15 protein-coding genes are annotated in these 22,244 nt (G+C 47.5%); 9 read left to right on the forward strand and 6 right to left on the reverse strand.

Features of this window, described 5'->3' with window-relative positions; translation table 11 throughout:
• The first annotated feature begins 4 nt into the window (after positions 1-4).
• A complete protein-coding gene (locus AC58QM_RS27205; protein WP_497287921.1) occupies positions 5-1,732 on the forward strand; it encodes a sigma-54 interaction domain-containing protein in 1,728 nt (575 codons plus the stop codon).
• A 58-nt stretch (positions 1,733-1,790) separates the two neighbouring features.
• On the opposite strand, the gene AC58QM_RS27210 is transcribed toward AC58QM_RS27205, so the two are convergent.
• The 3 genes from AC58QM_RS27210 to AC58QM_RS27220 form a co-directional block, all read right to left on the reverse strand.
• Positions 1,791-3,689: an exosporium glycoprotein BclB-related protein gene (locus AC58QM_RS27210; protein ID WP_497287922.1), complete on the reverse strand. Its 1,899-nt coding sequence runs from the start codon at positions 3,687-3,689 to the stop codon at positions 1,791-1,793.
• A gap of 213 nt (positions 3,690-3,902) precedes the next feature.
• A complete protein-coding gene (locus tag AC58QM_RS27215) occupies positions 3,903-6,461 on the reverse strand; it encodes a collagen-like protein (RefSeq protein WP_497287972.1) in 2,559 nt (852 codons plus the stop codon).
• A gap of 293 nt (positions 6,462-6,754) precedes the next feature.
• On the reverse strand, positions 6,755-7,594 hold the full coding sequence (locus AC58QM_RS27220; RefSeq protein ID WP_497287923.1) for a phytanoyl-CoA dioxygenase family protein: 840 nt from the start codon (positions 7,592-7,594) through the stop codon (positions 6,755-6,757).
• Between the two features lie 128 nt (positions 7,595-7,722).
• Here AC58QM_RS27220 and AC58QM_RS27225 point away from each other — a divergent pair, with 128 nt between their 5' ends.
• From AC58QM_RS27225 to AC58QM_RS27235, 3 genes are all read left to right on the forward strand, one after another.
• A complete protein-coding gene (locus AC58QM_RS27225) occupies positions 7,723-8,517 on the forward strand; it encodes an AraC family transcriptional regulator (RefSeq protein WP_497287924.1) in 795 nt (264 codons plus the stop codon).
• 88 nt (positions 8,518-8,605) lie between these two features.
• Entirely contained in the window at positions 8,606-9,757 is a 1,152-nt protein-coding gene (locus tag AC58QM_RS27230; RefSeq protein ID WP_497287925.1) for an MFS transporter, read from the forward strand.
• Between the two features lie 49 nt (positions 9,758-9,806).
• Positions 9,807-10,598 (forward strand): 3'-5' exonuclease, encoded by a 792-nt coding sequence (locus tag AC58QM_RS27235; protein WP_497287926.1) that lies wholly within the window; start codon positions 9,807-9,809, stop codon positions 10,596-10,598.
• A 202-nt stretch (positions 10,599-10,800) separates the two neighbouring features.
• Here the strand turns inward: AC58QM_RS27235 and AC58QM_RS27240 are convergent, their stop codons facing one another.
• Positions 10,801-11,175 (reverse strand): hypothetical protein, encoded by a 375-nt coding sequence (locus AC58QM_RS27240; RefSeq protein WP_497287927.1) that lies wholly within the window; start codon positions 11,173-11,175, stop codon positions 10,801-10,803.
• Positions 11,176-11,408: 233 nt separating this feature from the next.
• Here AC58QM_RS27240 and AC58QM_RS27245 point away from each other — a divergent pair, with 233 nt between their 5' ends.
• The 3 genes from AC58QM_RS27245 to AC58QM_RS27255 all read left to right on the forward strand — a co-directional run bounded on the left by AC58QM_RS27245 (position 11,409) and on the right by AC58QM_RS27255 (position 17,614).
• Positions 11,409-12,968 carry an SWIM zinc finger family protein gene (locus tag AC58QM_RS27245; protein ID WP_497287928.1) on the forward strand — a complete coding sequence of 520 codons (1,560 nt, stop codon included), beginning with the start codon at positions 11,409-11,411 and terminating at the stop codon, positions 12,966-12,968.
• Positions 12,965-15,940 (forward strand): DEAD/DEAH box helicase, encoded by a 2,976-nt coding sequence (locus AC58QM_RS27250; protein WP_497287929.1) that lies wholly within the window; start codon positions 12,965-12,967, stop codon positions 15,938-15,940. The genes AC58QM_RS27245 and AC58QM_RS27250 overlap by 4 nt, the downstream gene beginning before the upstream one ends.
• A 219-nt stretch (positions 15,941-16,159) precedes the next feature.
• Positions 16,160-17,614, forward strand: coding sequence for a stalk domain-containing protein (locus AC58QM_RS27255; RefSeq protein WP_497287930.1), 1,455 nt, complete (start codon positions 16,160-16,162; stop codon positions 17,612-17,614).
• Positions 17,615-17,678: 64 nt separating this feature from the next.
• Here the strand turns inward: AC58QM_RS27255 and AC58QM_RS27260 are convergent, their stop codons facing one another.
• Complete coding sequence (locus AC58QM_RS27260; RefSeq protein ID WP_497287931.1) at positions 17,679-19,178, reverse strand: DHA2 family efflux MFS transporter permease subunit; 1,500 nt, start codon at positions 19,176-19,178, stop codon at positions 17,679-17,681.
• Positions 19,179-19,322: 144 nt separating this feature from the next.
• Between AC58QM_RS27260 and AC58QM_RS27265 the strand changes: the two genes are divergently transcribed.
• Both AC58QM_RS27265 and AC58QM_RS27270 read left to right on the forward strand, forming a co-directional pair.
• Positions 19,323-19,976: a TetR/AcrR family transcriptional regulator gene (locus tag AC58QM_RS27265; protein ID WP_497287932.1), complete on the forward strand. Its 654-nt coding sequence runs from the start codon at positions 19,323-19,325 to the stop codon at positions 19,974-19,976.
• A 4-nt stretch (positions 19,977-19,980) separates the two neighbouring features.
• Complete coding sequence (locus AC58QM_RS27270) at positions 19,981-20,820, forward strand: AraC family transcriptional regulator (RefSeq protein ID WP_497287933.1); 840 nt, start codon at positions 19,981-19,983, stop codon at positions 20,818-20,820.
• 89 nt (positions 20,821-20,909) lie between these two features.
• Here the strand turns inward: AC58QM_RS27270 and AC58QM_RS27275 are convergent, their stop codons facing one another.
• Positions 20,910-22,178 carry a stalk domain-containing protein gene (locus AC58QM_RS27275; protein WP_497287934.1) on the reverse strand — a complete coding sequence of 423 codons (1,269 nt, stop codon included), beginning with the start codon at positions 22,176-22,178 and terminating at the stop codon, positions 20,910-20,912.
• Positions 22,179-22,244: the final 66 nt, after the last annotated feature.

The following is a 22,244-nucleotide window of genomic DNA, read 5'->3' on the forward strand; positions in this document are numbered from 1 at the left end:
CAACATGTTCATTCCTGAACACTTTCCATTGAACACACAGTTTCAAACACTTCCTATTGAGACGAAGCTTTCGGAGGTTAGGGCTTTGCTTCTTAATGGCACGGCCGCACTTGTTCATTCCGATCAAACCGTGGCGTTATTCACTCCTGAGGATATGGCGCTTTTGCATGCTTTTTCGGCTGTGTATGTGGCTGATTTAGTGCAGATGACATCTTTTTTCACTACTCCGCTGTATGCTCTGGCGCATTTAACCACACAAGCAAATAAGCACGAACTTCAAAATCGAATGAAACGCAACATGCTATGCCTAGATGAAGAAGGTACGATTGTTGGTTATCTCACTTCAGTTGGGTATGCGGACTATGCGATGAAAGAAGCACAGAAGTGGTACGCCTACTTTGCTGCGCTAGCAGATACCGTGACCGATGCCGTAACCGTTGTTGATCGGGAAGGTGCCGTAATTTGCTGGAACCCTGTCGCAGAAGATCTTTACGGACTGCCGCGAGCAGATATTGTGGGCAAGCGGATTGGAGAGCATTTTGACATCGAGACTTTGATGGTTCTGAAAATGTTAGATGAAGGCCGGCTCATCCGCAATACGTATCACCGCCCACGACCTGAAACGCATGTCCTTATCAATGCCTCACCGATCAAAGATGCCGCGGGCACAATTATTGGTGGAATTGCAACCGAACAAGATATTACACAATTGGTGCGATTGAATGAACAATTAACAACCGTTGAGTCTGTCGGACTCCCTTTAGGAACTTCACATGATGACCCTTTTGCTCTAATTAAAGGAAAAGGGCCTGCCATCGGCAAGGTCATCCAATGGGCCAAAAAAGTCGCAGCCACCGTAACACCTGTCCTTCTTATAGGTGAATCCGGGGTAGGAAAAGAGCAATTGGCGCAGATCATTCACCAATCTAGTTCGCGCTCAGCGCAGCCTTTCTTGACCGTACATTGCGGTGTCGTACCAGCGGGGATATTGGAAACCGAACTTTTCGGTTATCAAGGCGGCGCCTTCAGTGGAAGCGAAAGTGGACAACCCGGTAAATTAGAACAAGCCAAAGAGGGTACACTATTTATTAACGATATTGAGAAAATGTCACTGGATCTCCAGGCCAAGCTATATCGCTATATCACACAGCAGACACTTGTCCGATCTGGTGGGAACCAACCGATCAATGTGAGGACACGCATTATTATCGCTACGACACAAGATCTCGCCAGCAAGCTTGCTGCGCATGAATTCCGGACAGATCTCTACTACGCACTGAATGTTGTGTCCATCCGGATTCCACCTCTACGTGAGCGTATCGAGGATATACCAGCGATGGTTCATATGTATCTCAAACAATTTTCGATGCACTATCAGAAACCTGCTCCCACCTTAGCACCAGAAGTCATTTTAGCATTGACGCAATACGAGTGGCCCGGCAATATACAGGAATTGAAAAATGTCATCGAGCGCAGCATTATTTTAAATGAAGATGAAATGTTGACCTTAGACCAACTACCTTCTGCTCTCCAAGAACAGCAGTCGCTTTTCGTTCAGGATGATGAGACAGTAACGATGATTTTAAAGGAAAAAGGTAGTATAAATGATGAAATCACATTAATCGAAGAGGCACTAGCAAAAACTGCAGGAAATAAGAGCGCAGCAGCTAAGCTCCTCGGTATTTCGCGTGGAACGCTTTATAACAAAATGAAAGAATTCGATATCGAGTAATGATTATTAAAAAAAAGAAAGAGCTAACCCGCATGGGCTAGCTCTTTCTGGCATTCAATTAAACGATTACAAGCCCCGCACTTGCATATCCTACGACTGTGTTTACCAAATTAAGACCAGTAGCCGAAGCCGAGAAAACTAACAGTAAACGTGTTTCTGGTACAACTGGAACGTTCATCGCTGCTATTGCGTTTGAAGTATCTCCAATTGCGATAACACCAGTTAAAGCAGGCAATGTAACTAATGCGCCCGGTATTGCTGTGAACATATTGTCAGGCGTTGTTGAGCTATACAGTTGTGCAGTAATTGTAACCGTTGTACCTAGAAGAGAAAGTGCTAGAACATTACTGAAATAAGCAGCGATTGAAGTGATTGTTCCTGCACGTGGAACTGAGAAAGCAAAGTTTAGCAAGCCTCCAACAGTACCTGTAAGATCAATCGTACCACCAACAATACTTACTCCTGGAGCACTACTACCAAAGCCTACAAGCGTCGATGTTCCAACTAGACCTCCAAGAATAGTAGTTAAAGTAGCTGGAAGCCCAGATGCGAAAGGAATAATCGCACCTGCACCATCTAAGCCCGTTGCGCCTGTAGCTCCCGTTGCTCCAGCTGTTCCTGCTGAACCTGTAGCTCCTGTTGCACCCGTCGAGCCTGTAGCTCCGGTCGCTCCTGTTGCTCCTGTTGTTCCGGTTGCTCCCGTTACACCTTCATCACCTGTTGCTCCGGTTGCTCCCGTTGTTCCTGTTGCACCGGTTGCTCCCGTTGAACCCGTTGCTCCGGTTGCTCCCGTTACACCTTCATCACCTGTTGCTCCGGTTGCTCCCGTTGTTCCTGTTGCTCCTGTATCACCCGTTGCACCCGTTGCTCCGGTTGCTCCTGTTTCACCAACGTCTCCTGTTGCTCCTGTCGCGCCAGTTGTACCTGTTGCTCCTGTATCTCCTGTTGTTCCCGTCGCACCTGTTGCTCCTGTTTCACCCACATCGCCCGTTGCTCCGGTTGCTCCTGTACTTCCTGTTGCTCCGGTTGATCCAGTTGATCCAGTTGAACCTGTTGCTCCCGTATCCCCAATATCCCCAGTTGCTCCTGTAGCGCCCGTTGATCCTGTTGCTCCTGTCGCTCCTGTTGCTCCCGTTGCACCGGTAGCTCCAGTATCACCTACTCCTGGTCCTGTTGGTCCCATTGGACCCATTGGACCCATCGGTCCCATTTCTCCTGCGCCTGTGGATCCTGTTGGTCCCATCGGACCCATTGGTCCCATCGGGCCCATTTCACCTGCACCGGTAGCTCCTGTGGATCCTGTTCCTCCGGTTGCTCCAGTTGCTCCCGCTAATCCCTGTATTCCTGTAGCTCCAGTTAGCCCTGTAGGACCCATTGGACCCATTGGACCCATTGGACCCATTGTACCTATCGGTCCCATCGGACCCATCGGACCTATCGGACCTACTGGACCTATTGGACCTATCGGACCTTCCCCATAGGGTCCTGTAGCACCAGTTGCACCAGTTGCACCAGTTGCACCAGTTTCACCTTTTGGCCCACGTTCTCCCTCTTTACCGTGTTTACCGTCTTTACCGTCTTTACCATCTTCCCCGTGCTTTCCTTTTGGTCCTGTTGGCCCTGTTGGCCCTGTTGCTCCGGTTGCTCCTGTCACACCAGTTGCTCCAGTTACTCCTGCTAATCCGTTTGCTCCAGTCGCACCCGTTGCTCCTGTTGCACCCATAGCACCACGAAACCCTCTGAACCCTCGTGGACCACGATCTCCTTTCGGACCTCTCTTACAACATCTGCGCCGCAGTTTTACTACAACAACTTTGTGACAACCTTTTTTTCCTGTTTTTCTTTTTTTGTGGCAACCGCAGCCGCTTACTTTGTGGAGCTTAGCTCCACTTTTTTTAATGGTTACACGCTTTTTCAGCGGCAGTAAACTTTTCTTTTTGCCAACTAAGAGACTCAATTACAACACCTCCTGTGATGATTCATCATACGAATTACACACAAGGTTTGTCTGTACTTTTTGGCAATAGATGGTTGTCCATCCCAAAATATGCATATGACTATATGTCCATATGACACGCAATAATATATGTATAGGATAAGAGCTGACCACGAGGTCAGCCCTTACTATCTTGCAGAACAACTCAAATTACTGCATATCGTTTATCCTTTTTTATAATATGCGGAACGCTGTCCAAACGATTCCAGCTGCGTTTCCTGCTCCTAGATCAAGGGAAATGCTTAATCCATCCGCTTCATAGAAGAGACCAACAACGTCACCTGCTGTCAATTCAACTGCACCTGACATTGTAACCGTCCCATCTCCCAAAATCGCTCTTAAAGTTAAAATTAAAGCGACGTTAACATTTAATATAGGGAACAATGCAGATAATAAATCTGTAGTCGTTGGTGATGTTCTGCGGATTACCAACGATGGGCTTACACCAGCACCAAGACTTACGGTTAATGCTGCCGTAGTGGTATAGTTAATTGTCGCTTCAAATTGATATCTACCTGTTGTTGGAACAGTAAAGTTCCCACCAGTAGGATCAAATGATGTTCCATTATAATAAGGGTTTGCAACGGACCAAGTAGTAAGTTGCGTAGAAGCAGCTGTAGTTAACGAAGTTTTAGAAGCTGAGAATGAATCTGCAAGTACATTCGGACCTGTAGCTCCAGTAGCACCTGTTGCTCCTGTTGCTCCGGTTGCGCCGGTTGCTCCTGTTGCTCCTGTTGCTCCTGTTGCTCCAGCCAATCCTGCGTCACCCGTTGCTCCAGTTGGACCTGTCGGACCTGTAGGACCTGTTGCTCCTGTAGCTCCTGTCGCTCCAGCCAAACCTTCGTCACCCGTTGCTCCAGTTGCACCTGTTGGGCCTGTCGTACCCGTAACCCCTGTAGCTCCTGTTGCACCGGCCAATCCTGCGTCACCCGTTGCTCCAGTTGCACCTGTTGGGCCTGTCGCACCCGTAACCCCTGTTGTTCCTGTTGCTCCGGCCAATCCTGCGTCACCCGTTGCTCCAGTTGCTCCAGTTGCACCTGTTGGGCCTGTCGCACCCGTAACCCCTGTTGCTCCTGTCGCTCCAGCCAATCCTGCGTCACCCGTTGCTCCGGTTGGACCTGTCGGACCTGTTGCTCCTGTAGCTCCTGTCGCTCCGGCCAATCCTGCGTCACCCGTTGCTCCAGTTGGACCTGTCGGACCTGTTGCTCCTGTTGCTCCTGTCGGACCTGTTGGGCCTGTCGCGCCCGTAACCCCTGTTGCTCCTGTTGCTCCAGCCAATCCTGCGTCACCCGTTGCTCCAGTAGCACCCGTTGGGCCTGTCGCACCCGTAACCCCTGTTGCTCCGGCCAATCCTGCGTCACCCGTTGCTCCAGTAGCACCTGTTGGGCCTGTCGCACCCGTAACCCCTGTTGCTCCAGCCAATCCTGCGTCACCCGTTGCTCCAGTTGCACCTGTTGGGCCTGTCGCACCCGTAACCCCTGTTGCTCCTGTTACTCCGGCCAATCCTGCGTCACCCGTTGCTCCAGTTGCTCCAGTTGCACCTGTTGGGCCTGTCGCACCCGTAACCCCTGTAGCTCCTGTCGCTCCAGCCAAACCTGCGTCACCCGTTGCTCCAGTTGCACCTGTTGGGCCTGTCGCACCCGTAACTCCTGTTGCTCCTGTTGGGCCTGTCGCACCAGTAACTCCTGTTGCTCCTGTTACTCCGGCCAATCCTGCGTCACCCGTTGCTCCAGTTGCACCTGTTGGGCCTGTCGCACCCGTAACTCCTGTAGCTCCTGTTGCACCGGCCAATCCTGCGTCACCCGTTGCTCCAGTTGCACCTGTCGGACCTGTTGCTCCTGTTAGTCCTGTCGAGCCTGTTGCTCCTGGAAGGCCAGTTACTCCTGGCAATCCTGCTGTTCCTGTAGATCCGGTTGGACCTGTCGGACCTGTTACACCTGTAGCTCCTGTTGCTCCTGTTGCTCCTGTCGAGCCTGTTGCTCCTGAAAGGCCAGTTACTCCTGGCAATCCTGCTGTTCCTGTAGCTCCTGTTGCTCCTGTCGAACCTGTTGCACCGGTTGCTCCAGCTTCACCTGGTAATCCCATTTCACCTGTTGGTCCTGTTGGCCCTGTTTCGCCTGTCGAACCTGTCGCTCCAGTTGCACCAGTCGCTCCAGTTGCACCAGTCGCTCCAGTTTCCCCAACGCCAGGACCAGTAGCTCCGGTAGGTCCGGTTGCTCCTGTAGCCCCCGTTGTTCCTGTTGCACCAATTCCTGTAGATCCAGTCGCTCCGGTTGGTCCAGTTGCACCAGTTCCTCCTGTTGCACCAGTTGGCCCTGTTGCTCCAGTTGCTCCGGTATCTCCCTCAACGCCTGCTGCCCCTGCTGCTCCAGTTGCACCCGTAATACCATGTGCACCTGTTGGTCCTGTTGCACCTGTTGCTCCAGTATCGCCTTCGTCTCCTGTTGCTCCTGCTGCCCCTGTCGCTCCTGTTGCACCATGTGCTCCAGTTGGTCCTGTTGCTCCAATGGCTCCTGTTGAGCCTTTTGCTCCTGTTGTCCCCGTTGCTCCTGTTGCTCCTGTGGCACCCTGTGCCCCAGTTGGACCCGTTGCTCCAATGGCACCCGTTGAGCCTTTTGCTCCTGTTGTCCCAGTAGTACCCGTTGGACCCGTTGCTCCCTGTGCTCCTGTCGGCCCTGTTGCTCCCGGTATTCCTGTCGAACCTCTTGGACCCGTCGAGCCCGTAGGCCCAATAGGACCCGTTGGGCCTGTTACTCCATCACTCATAAGTTACACCTCCTAATTAATAATGCATCTTATGAACAATTTACTATTATCGCTTGTACAATACGGCAATAGACTTTAAGATTGGTAAAATATGCCTTTGACTACTAGAAAACTTACTAGACATTAAACTATTTAAAAAGTCTATCTTTTTTTAGACCAGATGACATCATTCATCTCCTTCAAAACCGCGTATACATAACAAATAATCCTCCTGCCCAAACTCTCGGAAGGAGGATTATCTATTAAAATCAATGATCAAATTAACATTCTGCACCGCTCATCTCATTCGTGAAAAACCGTTTATACTCTTTCGGCGTAAGTTTCGTGGCTGATTCTCCTACATAATGAAATTGCAAGGCACGACGCTTCTTAATCGATAGATTATAGGGTGTTCCGTGCTTGAGTAATCCGTGGAACAAAAGAATGCCGCCAGGCAATAAAGGCACCGCCACATCCCTCTCCACTTGCACATGAGCATCGCAAAGCTGCCAGTCTCGAATGGCGTAATGAGGAGTTGCCCCATCGGCATGTGAGCCAGGGATGACATGCATACAACCATTGTCTAATGCCGCTTCATCAAGTGCGATCCACACACCTACCACAGGTTTCTCATAGGCCAAATTCCCATAAGCCATATCTTGATGCCATGGCTTCTCCCCTCCACCATGCGGAGGTTTGAGTAGAGCCATGTTCTGAACGAGCCGCGGTGTCTCCCCCAAAATATCTTGAACCATGGCTAAAATCGCTGGATGCTCCGCAATCCTCTGTAAGCGCTCTTCTACTTGAACAAAATCATTCACTTTCCGTATTGCCAGTTCCTTCTCTTCATCCGTTTTCAACTCACTCTTCGGTTTCGTGAATTGAATTTGAGCGCCTTTATCATCTTTAAAAATAAGATCATGCAAAGCTTCTTTCGATATCTGAATCTCTTCTTCATTTAATATGTGTTCAACAGCGGCATAGCCCTCACGCCAGTAATTGACAAGATGAGACTCGTTCCAATCCGTAAACCCATTAATTTTCTCTGCAATACGATCATAGCGATACAATTGTGCCGAAATTTCTTCAGGTGTTGGATTGCTTTGTTCTAATTTAGCCATAGCGATAACCCTCCATTTAAATAATTCGACTATTAATAGCTTTATTATAGAAGCGAAAGGTAGTAAAATAAATGCATTCTTACACATAACTATTTGCACTATTCTACATAGAGAGGCAGTGACGTTTCATGTCTATTTTCACATCGCATACCCTAGAACTCACGACTTACTATGGAAAAGTACATTGTGAAGTCAATTGGAAATGGAGTCGCGAGAATGACCCCTTCACCGACTATGATTTCTGGTATGTATGGGATGGCGAAGGTGAGGTCACCTTAAATAGTAAGGTTTACCCTGTACGATCCGGGGATTGCTTCCTCTTCAGGCCAGGTGACCTTTCTCGAGCCAAACATAATCCAGAACGCCCGCTGACCGTGACTTACATCCATTTCTCTGCCACTGGGGATTCCTCTCTACTTGCGTCTTTGCCGTCTTTTGTGCACTTCGATCCCGCAGAATTCCATGAAACCTATTTAGATCGATTCGTTCATGTCTGTCTGACCCAAGCATTTGGTCATGAGGAAGAAGCGAAGGGGTTGCTACGGCTGATTCTCTTGCTGTTTGAACGTCAAGCACCCGCTCATCAAACTTTAGGTGACCCAGCCAAACGATCACTGAACAAGGTAATTATGGATATCGCGGCTCACATTCGGCAGGATCCCGGGCGACAACATCGCATTCAAGATTTAGCCAAGGAAGCCCACCTCTCCCCGCGCTACTTCTCTCTTAAGTTTAAAGAAATTATGGGGCAAACCATTGAATCGTATCTCATTCACAAAAGAATTGAGCGTGCAACTTATCTGCTAAAGCTTGGCATGAATGTAAGCGAAGTCGCAGAAGCGCTTGGCTATCGCAGTATTTATTTCTTTAGCCGTCAATTTAAACAAGTAACCGGTATCCCGCCTTCTGGGCTACGATCTTGATAAATTATTTTTGCATCTTTTACACAACATGATAGAATGTACCTTTACGACAGCATGCCGCTAGTTCATCAAGGAAGGTTAGGTTATCATGCATTCATCCAATTTATTACGATCATTTAACTTTATGTACTTTGCTTTACTTGCATTATTCGTTTCATTTTTGCCTGTTTACTTAGACGCACAAGGACTTTCAACCTCTCGAATTGGGCTCATCATCGGAACAGGTGGCTTCATCGCGATCTTTTCCCAGCCGTTATGGGGTATGATTAGCGATCGTACGAAAACCATTAAGAAAATTATGTTACTTCTTCTTTTCTGTTCAACGATCATCGGCTACTTGCTGTATGACTCCAAGAGCTTTATTATTCTGCTATTATTTACGATGCTTCTCTACTTTTTCTTAATGCCCTTAGATCCATTAACGGAAAGTCTTAATTTCCAGACAGCCGAACGCCTTGGAACAAGCTATGGCTCCATCCGTACATTCGGTGCAGTCGGCTATGCCGTCATGTCTCTAATCGTCGGTTATGCCGCACAGTACTTCGGAATTCATAGCTTAGCTTACCTCTTTGGCGGCATTGGTATTATCAGCCTGATCATTTGCTTGGCTTTACCGGATGCACCTGTAACTGGAAAACCGATTTCGCTTCGTAGTCTGCGCAATTTCCTTGGAAATAAAGAAACGATATGGTTCATGGTCCTCATCTTCATATGTGCCGTTCCACAACGGATTAACGATACATTTCTGGGGGTTTATATTCGAGAATTAGGCGGCAGCAATCACCTGGTCGGTATTGCTTTCTTCCTAGCAGCTGGGAGTGAAATTCTAGTATTTGCATTAAGCTTCTGGTGGCTTCGTAAAGGCAAAGAATTAGCTCTGATCTCATTCGCCGCTTTCTTCTATTTCTTGCGTTTCCTCGTCAGCGCTTATGTAACCGATCCTCATGTGCTCGTTGCGATCCAGCTTCTCCAAACGTTCACATTCCCAATTTTCTATTCGGCTGCGATTCAGTATTTATATCAGATTGTCCCTGAAGAGTGGCGTGCTACGGGACAAACCGTGCTTGCTATTATCTTCTTCGGTATCTCAGGTATTGTCGCTTCTTACTTAGGCGGATGGTTCTATCAACAGTTCGGAGGACACACGTTATTTATCTGGGTATCGGTAATGTCACTCTCCGGTTTCTTGTTCAGCCTAGCATTACGTGCCGTGTATCGGAAACAGAAGCTGGCAACCTAAGCATTTTCTGCTAAAATGATAGGATAGAGATGAAACGGGGGCCCACAGCATGGATTACATTATATTAGATATCGAATTTAACGGCCGCAAGTTTGCCAGTGATTTACCGATGGAGGTTATCGAGATAGGCGCTGTTCGCCTAGATGCTTCTCTTCAACAAGTCGATGAATTCTCAGCTTTGATAAAACCGGTCTATTTTTCCAAATTAAATGCTTTTATTAAAAAGAAAACGGGCATTCCCCAAGAAGATATTGATGAAGCTGCTGGTTTTCGCAAAGTCATTACTGATTTCTTGGAGTGGCTAAATCGGAGCGAGGAACTGTTGCTGGTTACGTGGGGCGGCGAAGATGTCAAACGAATCGTCTTTGATACGCGCATGCACAAGCTGGACGATGCCTATTGGATGGCTGTAGGCTATTTTGATTTACTCAAAGGCTTCACTCGTTTCAAAAAAGTAACCAATGACGTCAGCGTAGAAGCCGCACTTCTTGATCTTAACATCGAAGCGGAAGGATCTGCGCATCGCGCTTTGGATGATGCCCGCATGACAGCGGAAGTGTTCCGCGCGATCTTCACGGATCTCGACTTCGATCGTAAGCAACAGTACGTCGATATGTTCACGAATGCGAAAGAACGGCGACTGATTAAAACAGCTGTAAAGACTATTACAACACAGAAAGTCGTTCCTACTTGGGAGCTATTTGTTGAAAAGTATTTCGCGGATAAAATCGAGGCGGCTGATATCAAGAAAATCACCGAAATGCAGACGCTGTTCGCAGCGGAAGTCGCAAAAGGAGTGCCTGCTGCCAAGCCCGCAGGGAAGCCTGCAACATCGAATTAATCAATAGAGGGATCGTCGTTCCGACATTAGGAAGCAATTGTTTCATTATTGCTCATCCGCGGATCGAAGATCCCTTTTTACATGCAGAAATCTCCAAAAACAAAAAACCAATCTACCGAATAAGCTTGCTGCGCAAGTTATCGTGTAAATTGGCGGTCGCACATCTATGAGTTCTATCGTTATACATTTACGCATAGCACGTTTACAGCTGATCCACACCTAATCGGTTCGAATAGGATCCATGAATCACTTTGTCTGTCGTAGTCTTGGATTCATTGGATTGTAGAGAAAGCAAGCTATCAGTTAACTCCATAAACCATTGCTCATCCTTGATTTCAAGCGCGATATCGATCATACTGCGAACACTAGCTTCTGTATCCAAACCACTTGTTGGCAATGCCTTCACACTAGAAAGCTTCACTTCAATGAGATGGCCAATGATTTCGTCTTGATCAGACGCGATGACATGTACGAACGCGATTCCATGCTGCCAAGCAATCGCTTCTACATACCCATGAACCATTTCATCTTCACTTGTTGTTGCGACAACCCAATCACTAATTGCTACGTTCAACATACGCCTCGCCACCTTCACTAGAAATGTTACTGCATACTGTAATTATAATTATTACAGTATATAAAGTCAAGTGATCGTTACACACGGATGAATCACTCCTCTCATTTAGAGGAAAAGGACTGATCTATGTAGTTGGCCAATTATAAATTGCCTTTGTAAAATTTACAAGTTGATCTCGACATTTTATAATAGAGACATGTGTTCCTATTGTAAGTATCCGAAGGAGTTTACTCATGTCTTCTACCCCCGTTTTGAATGATGAACAATGGTCGAAATTACTCGAATATGTGGCTGAAACGTATAATGAAGTTACGCTAAGTCGAGGCTTTCATTTTTATAAACAGCAGATGGTCACATCGCTACTTATTTCAACTGAGAACAAGAAGGTTAATGCTGTCGTGGAAGAGTTTGGCGAAAAGTGTATGGTCGGAATTGACCTCAACCAATTGAAATCCAGTTCCTGCACCTGCCCTGTTAAGACAGCCTGTAAACATGTTGCGGCAGCCTTAATGGAGCTGGCAGATCGCCAAGGTTACCCTGCTTCTCAAATAATGAATGCCAAGATGGCTTTGAAACGGGTGGCCGCTCAATCCTCTTCGGTATCCTCTTTAGAACAATTACCAAGGATGACCGTCGATGGCTGGCACAAATTCATGGAGCATTACACCTATCATCTCAAGCCCTCTTACGATCAATGGAACTATGTTGAATTACTGCGAGGGCAATTCGCCAATCTTAAGCGAACAGTCATTCCATTCTCCGAGACGGATTTGTTTTATTTCGATTTGCATCAAAGGCTATTTATCTTACGTAAAATTGTAGAACAGAACGCACAAGCTGGTGTCACGTTCTACACAGCCGCTACCATTTATCACTTAAGTGATGAACTTGATGATTGGTTGAAAGAACCTGTCAGCGATACGTTGGACGCTGGTCAACACACGCAAAGATTAACGCAGACCTTCACCTATCTCCGAGCACAAATGGCCATTGAATCGCCGAAAAAACTACATCACTTTCGGGTGTTTTCGACGTTTTGGGCTTTTAAAGCGCCAGAGAATGAAAGCTTACTAACCGCGGAAATGGCTGCTTTCGAAGCGATGGAAGCTGCTGAGCTCTCTCTCTCCTTGATTGCAGGACGAGCTTTCCTGTATCTCCGCCAATCGAAGTCTGATGAAGCTTGGAGCACCATTACATCCCATGCTTCTTTCAAAGATGCGCCATCGCTTCTTTTCACACCATTTCTTGCGTACTTGGAATATGTTCAAAAGTGGCAAGAAATTGTACATTGGCTGCGCAGATTAAGTTCGTTCTATAGTGGCAAAAGACACCATGACATCGAATCCTACGCCGCCTATTGGAAAGTCGCGATAGCTCACGTTCCCGATGCAGATGACTTGATGTGGGAGTCGTTAGTGGAACTACTGCCTGCCTCCTATCGCATCATCGAAGCGTTCTATTATGAACAGCGCAAATGGAAATCATGGATCGAAATGCAAATCGCGCAAGGATACGACCCGTTCACACATCGAGTGAATGTTCTGCAGCCTATTGAGAAGGAGTCACCTGAGCTACTCCTCCCTTATTATCACCAAGCGATAGAACACTATATTCGACTGAAAAACCGACATGATTACAAATCAGCCGTAAGGCTTTTAAAGCGATTAGAGAAAGTGTACAAAAAATTAAAGCAACCCGAACGTTGGGAAGCATTCTTCACCCAATTCGTCAGTCGGTTTAGCAGGCTGCGCGCCTTGCAGGAAGAATTGAAGAAAGGGAAGCTGCTAGAATGAGCACCAAATTGCATGAAATGTCATTATGTATGTCCCTAACGGATGGCGGTGATGCCTTGCTATGGGGCTTCAAGGATGGAAGAGACGTCTCCGGCGATCACTTCCGGAAGTTGCTGTTTACCTGGCACGAACCTTCCCTCTATGGCACCCTGCTTGAGACGCAGCAAGCTGGTGAGCTAGCCGTAACAATTCTCCCTGTGGAGCATGTGCTCCCTTTCTTTGCAGCTCCGAACTTCATCGACATTGTGAGCTGGGAAATGGGGACCGATTCCGCACAACTTATGCTGCAAGTAGCTCCCCTTCTCTATGAAGCTGCTCAAAAAGGCCAGTATATTCCGAGCTACGAGGACTTCCGCAATGGTCAGTTAATTTGGACGTGGGATCGCAGTGCAGAAGAACTCGCTGCTATAGATTGGGCTATGTTAGATAGCATGGATGACCTTGGCGAGGGTTTAAAAGGATTACGCGCGGCATTCTCAGTGGCGGTCTTTGAATCGCATTATGCTGATGACGCCGCTATGGCGGATTTACGCCGTGACTATCCAGCATTATTCTCGGCTAATCGCAAGTCGAACTTAGCTGACGATTCTCCTGCAGCTTTTACAGAAAATGAATGGCTCTCCGCCATGGGATGGCGTCCGGACCTAGCACCGTTCCGCCCAGCGCTGCAATTGCTTGAGCCGGATGAACTGGAAGACGAGTGGCGGCTACGACTCGTTCTCCAGGACAAACAAGACAGCACACTGCTCACACCGATTCGTTTGCATGTGGATGGAACAGCTTCAGGCGCATGGGCATCCGAATGGAGCCCGTTCGTAATGGAGCGTGCCCCTGGTTGGGTTACGCGTTTGCTAGAAGCGTTGCCTCGCATGGCCGACGACGGCGAACTGCTCGCTCATCCGATGAGCGATGACTCAGCTTGGACGTTCCTGACCAAGGACAGTCGCATCTTGCTAGAGGATGGCTGGAACGTTATGCTTCCTGCTTGGTGGGAAGCTGCTGCCAAAAGAAAGCCTAGACTAAGCGCTAAGGTCGCTGCTGAAGCAGGCGGAGGAGCTGGTGGCGGTGGCGGTAAAACCGAGTCCTTGTTCGGAATGAACTCACTCGTCAACTTTGATTGGCGTATTGCGATCGGAGATTCCGAATTAAGCGAAGCAGAATTCAATAATCTGCTCAGCCGTAACGAACGGCTTATTCGTTTCCGCGGACAGTGGATCTACTTAGATCCTGCCTTCCTAGATCAGATTCGTAGACTGATGGATAGCATTGATCCAGCTGAGGGCTTGTCCCTGCAAGATATTTTCCAGCTGCATTTATTAAGTGAGCTAGAACGAGATAAGACCAAATCCTCATGGGATGGCGATGGCATACCTCCCGACGATATCGATCCGGAAGAAGAAGCGCGGCTGCAGTTAGAGGTTGAACTGAATGAACATCTCTTAGCAATGTTAAGACAGCTAGCACAACCTTCCGATCTTGAGTTGCTCCCTGTGCCGCAAGGTCTGCGTGCCGAACTCCGAAACTATCAACACCAAGGGTTCACATGGTTGAGTTATCTGCGTAAGTTCGGGCTTGGTGCTTGCTTAGCTGATGATATGGGACTTGGTAAAACTGTCCAGTTCATCACCTATTTATTGCAGCATAAACCGGTTTCTGAGCAGCCTGCTCTTCTCATTTGCCCAACTTCGGTGCTTGGTAACTGGCAGAAGGAGCTGGCACGCTTCGCTCCAGAACTTAACGTTATGCTGCACTATGGAAAAGGTCGATTGAGTGGCGGCGCTTTGGATGATGCTTTGCAAGGCATGGACATCGTCCTCACTTCGTATACGACAGCCCTTATGGATCAAGAGACGCTTCAGCCCTACACATGGAGCTCCCTCTGTTTGGACGAGGCACAGAATATTAAAAACGCGCAAAATAAACAATCCGCCGCCATTCGTTCGTTGAACGCTGTTCATCGCATAGCCCTCACGGGCACGCCTATTGAGAATCGATTATCAGAGCTTTGGTCGATTTACGATTTCCTGAATCCGGGCTACCTTGGCAATCAGCGCGGCTTTCAAGTTCGCTTCGCGAACCCCATCGAGAAGCATCAGGATGCGGAACGGACCGCGCAGCTTCAGCAGTTGGTTAAACCTTTTATGCTGCGCCGCAAAAAGAAAGATCCTGCTATCCAACTCGACTTGCCGGATAAGCTGGAAATGAAGGTCTACATCAACTTAACCGCCGAACAAGGCGCGATGTACGAACAGACCGTTAAGGACCTGATGGAGCGCATGAAGAAGCTCGAAGGCATGGAGCGCAAAGGCGCGATCCTCGGCGCTTTGACACAGCTGAAACAGCTGTGTGATCATCCGATGCTGCTCACGAAGGAAGCGGAGCTGGCTGAGGAGATGCTGCAAAGCGAGGATGGGCGCGAAGCGCTCGTGCAGCGCTCGGCGAAGCTGGAGCGGCTTGTTGCGATGGTCGATGAGCTCCGGGACGAGGGCGATTCGTGCTTGATTTTCACGCAGTATGTGGGCATGGGCCGCATGCTGGCGGATGTGCTCTCCAAGCAGCGCGGAGAGCCCGTGTTCTACCTCAACGGGAGCACGCCGAAGCAGGAGCGAGACCGCATGATTGAACGGTTCCAAGCCGCCGAAAGCGATGGACCGAATATTTTCGTGCTGTCGCTGAAAGCCGGCGGCGTTGGGTTGAACTTGACCGCGGCGAACCACGTGTTCCACTTCGACCGCTGGTGGAATCCCGCGGTCGAGAATCAAGCGACCGATCGCGCTTATCGGATGGGCCAAACACGCAACGTGCAGGTCCACAAGTTCATTTCACTCGGCACACTCGAGGAACGGATTGACGAGATGCTCGAAAGCAAGATGAGCCTAAGCGACAACGTCATCTCCTCTTCTGAAGGCTGGATTACCGAGCTTTCGAATGATGAACTGCAGGATTTATTCACCCTTCGGAAGACTTGGTAGTGTAAGAAGGGCATTCTCTGCGTGGATTTATCTGCGTGGGGATTGCTTTTTTTTGTGCTTTGGGGGGCGGGCCTAATCTTCTCGCAGTCGGTTCTCCACTCCTACCCTCCCCCCTTACTTGCGTCATAAACACCACATCTCATTCGAATGGTATGTTAGGCTGACTATTTTTCAGCACGTTTCGACATGCCATTCAATTGACTAAAGGAGAACCCATTTATGTTTTATAGGAAATTAATCATTCCAGCTACTTCCCTACTATTAACTGCAGCCCTTGTTGCCGGTGGTGCACCCGCATCCGCCGCCTATTCCCCATCTGTGAATGCAGTTACGAAATTAGTGTATGCCGCTGGCAAAAACTTCAATGTGCCAGTCGTTACGGTTGATCTCACAGATCCCACTTTGGAGCTCGTTCCTGCACTTGCGGATGGCGGGATCGGTCATGATGAAGCCATGCAAGCCATCGTAGAGCGAGAGAACAGTGTCGCCGCGATTAATGGTACTTTTTTCAACGCCTATGAGTTCAATCCTTATATCCGTTACCCGAACGGGACGTTGCTAAAGTCAGGGGAACCCATGCATTCTGGGGAAAATCAGACGCTGTTTCTGAACAAAGATAAGGTGCCCGACATTCAGTTCGTCAATCTCGACATTGCGATTCGCACAAGCGAAGGCGGCGGCACTTACACAATTAATCCTTGGGGAATAAACAAATATTACGGAGACACGAGCACCGACCAGATTGTCTGGTATACGCCAGATTTTGGTCGCTGGATTGGCTTTCCCAATGGGACTAAAGTCGTGATCAGCGATGGACTTGTGACTAAAATTACACAAGATTCCGTATCCGTGCCGCAAGGCGGATATGTCCTATTTGTCGGTAACAGCGCCAACAATAAGCAAAATGTCCTGACCAAATTAGATGTCGGTGACAGAATCACGAAGGACATTATCGCGAAGGGTGAAGGCGGAAGCAATCTCGATGCCAAAACATGGCTGTCCGCAATTGGCGTTGGGCCTAAGCTCGTTACGAACGGCACATCTGATATTAATGTGAAACGGGATGGGTTCACGGACCCTAAGGTTACGCAATCTTCCGCTGCCAGAAGCTTTGTTGGCATCGACAGCTCGAATCGTCTCGTGATGGGGACCGTTCCGAGTGCAACCTTGTCAGAGCTTGCCGCAATTGCGATCGCACTAGGGTTGAAAGAAGCCATGAATATGGATGGCGGCTCCAGCTCAGGTCTTTATGCGAATGGCACGATGATGTCTTATCCGGGTCGTAAGCTCAGCAACGTACTCGTTGTTCGCAAGCTAGATAAGCCTAAAGTTCAAATTGATATTAACGGTCAATACATTTCGGATTTTACGGGTTTCATCGATAAAGAAACTACGGTTGTGCCGATTCGCCCTTTTATAACGGCGATGAATGCTAATTTTGCCTGGGATACCGCAACTCGAACGGCCACCATTACCAATGCTGGTGTCACTTTGAAGCTGAAAGATGGAAGCTCCGTCGCTACGGTAAATGGAAAATCCGTCTCGGTCCCTGTCCCTTTGCAGATAATGAGTGACAGCCGGATGTATGTCCCGCTTCGCTTAGTTGCCGAATCGCTCAAAAGCACGGTCGAATGGAATAGCAAGCTGTACCGTGCCTCGGTTCGCTTACCTTAATACAAAAAGACAGCTCGTAAGTAGCGGAATCCACTACTTACGAGCTGTCTTTTCTTTAGGAACCTTAGTGCAGTCCCTCTAACGCTACATCTGTACGCGTTTCTTGATGTGCTTCTGTTTTGCCTCGACGTAAGAAGAAACCAAGGACAACACCACACAGTGCGATAACCATCATACATTTGAAGGTATATCCGAAGGCATCCGGTGCTACAGTTAGCATCGCCTTTTGCATGTCTGCTGGAGATCCAACAGGCAGCTTTTGCTCCGTAATCAACGTCGTTACACGTGAAGTCAGGATCGTCACCACAATCGCAACACCGAACGAGCTAATTACTTGCTGCATCGCACTTGTCAACGAAGTAACCCGGCTGACAAGGTCTTGCGGTGCTTTTTTGATCAAATGAGAGTTAATTGGCATCATCATGAGTCCCATTCCCGCACCTGCCATAGCTAGTGGTAAAATGAGATCCGTTCTTTGGACGCTCAAATCCATAAGTGAATATTGGAAAATCGCACCTGAAACCAAGGTAAGACCGATGACGACTAACCAACGGACGCCGATTTTATCAAATAAATAACCACCAATTGGCATCATAAGCCCAGATGCGATGGCTTGTGGGAACAGCGTCAAGCCTGTATCAAACGCACCGTAACCACGTGCTTGCTGTAGGAATTGCGGGAGAAGGAAAATCGCCCCGAACATACAGAATTGGATCACCCATTGAATGAATATACTAAATGAAAAATCAAATGATTTGAACACGCGAAGCTCAAGCAATGGAATTTTCGTTTTGAGCTCAACGATGACGAATGCAATCAGGGCAACTGCCCCAACGATGATACCGCCAAGCGCTTTATCGGACGTCCAACCTGAAGCGCCTTGAGAGATGCCATAGGATAGAGATGCGAATGCAATTGGACCCAAGATCATCCCTGGCAGATCGAAGCCAGCTACCTTTTTACGAGCAACGACAGGCAATTTCCAAAAACCGAATATCAAACTAAAAATACCAACTGGTAAGTTAATAAGGAAAATCCAATGCCAGGAGTGGTATTCAACTAACCAACCTGCCAAGATCGGCCCTACTGCAGGAGCTAATAAAATAGGTACGCCTAGCATACCCATGACTTGCCCGATTTTGCTAGGAGGACTAAGTCTGTATACATAAGCCATCGCGACAGGCATTACAAAGCCTCCGCCTAAACCTTGCAAGATCCGGAAAAAGATTAACATTTCAGCTGTGTTTGGCGTCGCACATAATAGAGAAGCTATCGTAAACAATAGCACGGATGTCAAAAAGACATTCTTAGCTCCAAACCTGTCAGATAACCAACCTGCCAAAGGAATGACGGCAGCGGATGCCAGCATATAGCCTGTAACCGCCCATTGAATCGTAGGTAGATCTGTTTTAAAGTCAACGACCAACTTCGACAAAGCAACGTTCATTGCTGTCGTGTCGAGGATAACCATGAATATGCCTGAAATAATTGCGATTAGTGGCACGAGAATGCTCGTAATCTTAAACTCCGGCTCTGTTCCACCGGATACAGCGGTTTGACTCATTCCTAACTCCTCCTTAGACAATCTCTCTCTTCACGTGTTACAATATATACGGGACAATTGTCCGCTATCTCATATTACGGACAATTGTCCGCAAAGTCAAATGATTTTTTCATGGACGATCTCTCGACCAGGAGGAACGAAACAATGAAACATCCAGATGATTATCATACCGAAATTTGTGAACCCGATAATGAAGTTAACCCACCTATCACCCGACGTGGAGAACGAGATACGGAATATCGTCGCCGCATCCTTTCTGCTGCTCGTTCACTTCTGGAAACGAATGATATAGATAATGTAACGATGCATCAAATTGCGAAGGAATCCGGCGTAGGCCAAGGCACCTTGTACCGTCGCTATACGCATATTGGTGATGTATGCAGTGACTTGATTAAGTCCACAACCACACGATTTATCGACTCGCTTGAGGCGAAGTATACACTGACAGAATCCACCGAATCAGGCATGGCTCAAGTGTCCGCCTGTATTCATGACGTCATCGATTTCGTCGACGAGAACGTCACGCTTCTCTCCGTCATTTCGTCCATGCATGCGGACAAACGAAGCGTCAGCATTCACAAAAAGCCATTTTTCATCAGACTCAACAATATCTTGGCTCCACTCCTTCACCATGCGGTTCAGCAGGGTGAAATTGACGAAATTGATGTCACTTTAACTGTCAATACGATGCTCATTTCACTTTTCCCAGAACAATATTTGTACCATAAAGACGTACTTGGCTATACGAAAGCGGAATTTACTGATGGCATATGTCGACTCTTTGTAAAGGGAATATAAATTTATGAAATCAGATATGAATGCTAGCCAGCGCACCTTTTGGAACAAATATATTGCAAAAGCTAGAATCGATGTCGATTACCCTTCCTACACGAAAGTATCGAGAAGTTGGAATGATGAGATCCCAGCATGTCCGGTAAATCGGCTATATTTTATTATGGAAGGTGAAGGTTTTCTTAAAATAGGTGATCAAACCTACTACCCGCGGCCCGGAGAGCTATACCTCCTTCCTGCTGGCAGCGACCAAGCCTATGGGACGATTAGTGATAATACGTTCGGCAAGTATTGGTTCCATTTCACTGCGAAAATTGGGGATTTGGATCTTTTTCAGATCGTGCAAACGAACCCCTTCATTGTCGTCAAGGATCCAGCAGCGCTCCAACAAACGTTCGAGAAGCTGATCGCATATCGGCGAAGTGATGCTTTATCAGCCGAATTCCGAGTCACCGGCATCATCCATGAGCTTATCGCTGAATTTATCGAGAGTAATACTTCCGTAAAATTGAATCTAGCAACGACACCTACGCATGAGAAAATGAATGGCGTTCTGCGTTACATGGAGCAGCATATGGCAGATCAGGTTTCAATCGAAACGTTGGCCCAACTTGCTCACTATCATCCGAATTATTTTATCAACGCGTTCAAACAATTTACAGGGTACTCTCCGATTCAATATATGAACCACCTGCGTTCGGAAAAAGCAAAAGATCTGCTCCTCACAACGGAGCTGAATGTCTCCCAAATTGCCGATTCATTCGGCATGGAATTATCTTATTTCTCCCGTATGTTTAAGGAACAAACTGGGTTTAAGCCAACGGCGTTCCGCGATTTGCGGCCGCGATGATGTTCGGGTTCGTTTGCACGGCCCCGTAATAGCACAAAGAGACCCACGCGCAGCGATCGGCGAATGGGTCTCTTTTTATTGGAAGGAGGCTACTCTGTTGTTATCTCAACCGTCTTGTTTCCATCATTCCACCTTACTTTAGCGCCGAGGCTCTCAGAAACAAACCTTACGGGAACGAACGTCCTTCCATTCATAATGGTTGGTGGAACTTCAAGAAGTTTATGTATTCCTTTTACCAAAGCTTCATTGTAGTCTATTTGTAGCGTAATTACAGTTTCCCCTTTTGTAACCGTTACAGTTTGGGTTTTCTCATTCCAAGTGACTTCCGCACCTAGCGTTTCAAATACGGCCCTTAAAGGAACTAATGTTGTATCTTGTAGGATGGCGGGTCCCACATCAAAGAGGATTGGTTTCTCATTTACTTTTACTTTAATAATATCGAAGGGTACAGCAGTCATTCCTACTTCTGAACTTGCACTACCAACGTATTTATATCCGTTCCAATGTAGATCGTAGATATGTTGCTTCAACGTTGGTTCAACTTCGTTCCAACTCATTCCGTTCTCTGAGAATAACATCAGCTCTGAGCCAAGTGCTACAAATCTTTTACCATCCCATACGATTGATTCAATGAACTTATTCGTATGTGAGTCTCTTTGTGTCCATAAATGACCATCTTCAGAGGTTAAAATCAATCCGTTATTCCCCACTGCCACATACCTTTCACCATTCCAGGAAACTCGATTCAACCTATGATCTGGATGGATATTTTGTTTGGTCCAGTGCTTCCCGTCTTGTGATGTAATGATTTCTGATCCGATGGCTACAAACTGTTTTCCGTCCCACAATATATCTGTTAGCCCGCCCTCCGCCTTGTAGTTCTCATCCTCCCATTTTGTCCCATCCAGAGAAGTAACTATAGTGCCATCATAGCCAACTGCAACGGATCTGCTCCCATTGTTTTCAACAGCGTACAACCAACCCTTGTGTCCGGTTAAAACTTCTGTCCATGTCACCCCATCCCTCGAGATCAGGATACTCTTTGCACCAACAACTATAAATTGTTTTCCATCCCAGGCTGCCCCATGAAGTTGATTAGAATAACTACACACCATTTCCCATGATTCCCCGTTGGTTGACGTCCAGATCGACCCTTTATTCCCCTCGCCTCTCGCAACAATATATCGACTACCATTCCATGCAATCGTTCCAGAAAGAGCTGTCTCTACACGATTCAATGGACTAGAATTACTAGACTTCCATACCAGATCTCTTCCTTCAAAAGCATATCCATGCACGACCATTACGGTAAAAAAGCAGGTTATAGCTAAACCTAGTGCCAAATAATACTTTTTCATTATTGCCTCCTTGACTAAAAGGTGATGTCTTCCCATACATATAATTCGTATTTAACTGACAGTTTG

The organism is Paenibacillus sp. J22P165, from assembly GCF_059692015.1.